A 2,792-nucleotide genomic window follows, 5' to 3' on the forward strand; every position below is an offset into this window, starting at 1 on the left:
CTTGCTCTGCACCAGGAAGCCGCCGGTCACCGACTTGAACGTCTTCCCGAAGGCCCGCGGATCGGGCAGGCCGCCGGTGACCAGCAGGCGCACGTTCTTCTTCTTGCGGAAGAGCGCGACGGCGTCGTCGTCGGCTTCGGGCGCGATCACGACCTCGGTGAAGATCTCCAGCACCTGGGCGGCGGTCGCCGCGTCCAGCCGGCCGTTCAGCGCCACGATGCCGCCGAACGCGCTCGTGGGGTCGCAGGCCAGCGCGCGGTTGTAGGCCTCCAGCATCGTGCCGCCAGTGGCCAGACCGCAGGGGTTGGCGTGCTTGACGATGGCGCAGACCGGACCGGCCGCCGGATCGAACTCCGACACCAGCTCGAAGGCCGCGTCGGTGTCGTTGATGTTGTTGTAGCTCAGCTCCTTGCCCTGAAGCTGGGTCGCCGTGGCGACGCCCACCGCCGGGTTCGGGAAGCGGTAGAAGGCGGCCTCCTGGTGCGGGTTCTCGCCATAGCGCATGGTCTGGGCGAGTTGGCCGCCGATGGAGAACCGCGCCGGCGCGAACTCGCCCAGCTCGGCCGCGAACCACGAGGCGATCGAGGAGTCGTAGGTGGCCGTGCGCGCATAGGCCCGCGCCGCGAGCTTCCTGCGCAGGGCCAGGCTGGTCGTCCCGTCCGCCGCGAACTCGGCCAGCACGTCCGCCACGTCGCCGATCTCGGTGCAGACGGCCACGTAGCCGTGGTTCTTGGCCGCCGAACGGATCATCGCCGGGCCGCCGATGTCGATGTTCTCGACGCAGGTCTCGTAGTCGCCGCCGGCCGCCACCGTCTGCTCGAACGGGTAGAGGTTCACGTAGACGAGGTCGATGCCGCCGATCCCGTGCTCATCCATCGCCGCCTTGTGCGCCGGCGCGTCGCGCACGCCCAGGAGACCGCCGTGGACGACGGGGTGCAGGGTCTTCACCCGGCCGTCCATCATCTCGGGAAAGCCGGTGAGGTCGGAGATGTCCTTCACCGCAAGGCCGGCGTCGGCGATCGCCTTGCGGGTGCCGCCGGTGGAGACGAGCTCCACGCCCCTGGCGGCCAGCGCCCTGGCGGCGTCGATCAGGCCGGTCTTGTCCGAGACGCTGATCAGGGCGCGCCGGAGGGGCACACGGTCGGGAGCAGGCGGGAAATCGGGCGCGGCAGGCACGGCATTCTCCTTACAGGTTCAAAGGGAATGCCCAGGCGCGCGGCGGAATATGGTCCTCGCGCTCCCCGGTGGTCGCCCACCTCCAGTCGCCAGTCACGCGGGATGGCCGCGGGTTACGCCGCAGCGGGCGGCGGGTCAACCGGCTGCCGCGCCGGCGCGAGCTTCCACCGCACCCGGGCCCCGGAATCGGCCCGGCGCCGGCCGCGCAGCACCAGTTGGACCCCGCCGCCGGCGCGGGGCTCGAGCGCGACGTCGAGGGCGTCGTTGCGCAGGATCCAGCCGTCGGCCTCGCCCTCCAGCCGCAACAGCGCGCTGCGCCTGTCCTGCGAGATCAGGGCGCGGACGCCCGCGTGCAGCGGGAAGCGCACCGCGTAGGGGATGAAGTGCCGCCCGTCCGGCCCCTGGGCGCGGGCGGTGGGCGTCAGCCGGTCTTCGCCGCGCAGTTCGCCGGCCAGGGTGTCCAGGTAGAGCCGGCGCTGATGCATCGTGCCGTAGCGCGCCATCCACCCGTGGTGGGCGAGGTCGAGCCAGAGCGCCCCGGGCGCCTCGTGCCGCTGGACGTCGACGACGAGGTCGGCGTCGATCAGCCGCGCGCCCAGCACGCCGGCGGGCGGCCCGGCCAGCACCCGGGCCGGCAGCTCGCCCGCCTCCACGGTGGCGGCGGTCTCGAGCCCGCGGCCGGCGGCGGCGTCGATCAGCCGGCGGCCGTGGACCAGCACGCAGAGCGCCAGCGGCGCCACGCCGGCGTCCCGCGACCAGGCGCCGGCCGGCGGCCCGGCGACATCGGCCATCACCTGCACGTTGCGCGCATCGAGACGCTGGTAGCCGCCGAGGCCGGGGGCGGTGGGCCGATCGCCGGCCTCGTCCTGCGCCCGGGCGGCGGCCACGTAGGGGGCGCTGCACGGATGGCCGCCCTGGAAGGCCGCGAGCCGGCCATCGGCCAGGGTGAAGAACCGCACCGCGCCCGCCAGCCGGTCGATGGCGCGCTGCACGGCGTCGGGCGCGGCCATCCCGCGCTGGACCATCGCCTCGTCCAGCGTCTGCAGGTCGAACAGCAGCTCGAGCGCCAGGTCCGGCCGCCGCGTGGCGTGGCCGCCCTCGGCGTCGACCGTCAGCGCCAGGGCGCGGCCGAGCTTGCCCAGCGCACGGTCCAGCAGCTTGCGCCCGCCGGTTCCGCGCAGCGCCGCGCCGGCCACCGCCGCGCACGCCGCGCGCTCGGCCGCATCGGCGACATCGCCGGCCACGAGCAGGTCGCGGGCCTGCCGCGCCAGGTCGGTGGCGAGTTGCGACACCTCGGCCTCGGACGCGCGCGCGGCAAGCGCCGGGCCCGCGCAGGCGAGGTTGTAGACGCGTCGCGCCATCACCTCCGGGGCCCACGCGAAGCTGTTCCAGCGGCCGAAGCGCCGCCGCCACTCCAGCACCAGCCGCAACCCCTCGCCCGCGCCCTCGGGGCCGGCGGCGATCAGTCCCGGCAACCAGTCGAAGCGGTGCAGGGCCTCGGCGAAGGCGCGGCTGGGGCTGGGGCGGTCCCAGGGGTCGCCGCGCACGCCGCTGGCCAGGGTCTGGCCCGCCAGCACGAAGGCGCCCGCCAGCACCGCGCGGCCGGCCTCGACGTC

General features: G+C 74.8%; 2 protein-coding genes and 1 riboswitch. Both genes read right to left on the reverse strand.

Features of this window, described 5'->3' with window-relative positions:
• The coding region (gene purH / locus JNL41_RS20285; RefSeq protein WP_293477992.1) for a bifunctional phosphoribosylaminoimidazolecarboxamide formyltransferase/IMP cyclohydrolase at nt 1–1,176 on the reverse strand (1,176 nt) is incomplete at its 3' end.
• 22 nt (nt 1,177–1,198) lie between these two features.
• Nucleotides 1,199–1,283: riboswitch (ZMP/ZTP riboswitch) on the reverse strand.
• A gap of 6 nt (nt 1,284–1,289) precedes the next feature.
• On the reverse strand, nt 1,290–2,792 hold a 1,503-nt coding region (locus tag JNL41_RS20290; RefSeq protein WP_293477993.1), incomplete at its 5' end, for a heparinase II/III family protein.

The organism is Phenylobacterium sp., assembly GCF_016793285.1.
Lineage (GTDB): Bacteria > Pseudomonadota > Alphaproteobacteria > Caulobacterales > Caulobacteraceae > Phenylobacterium.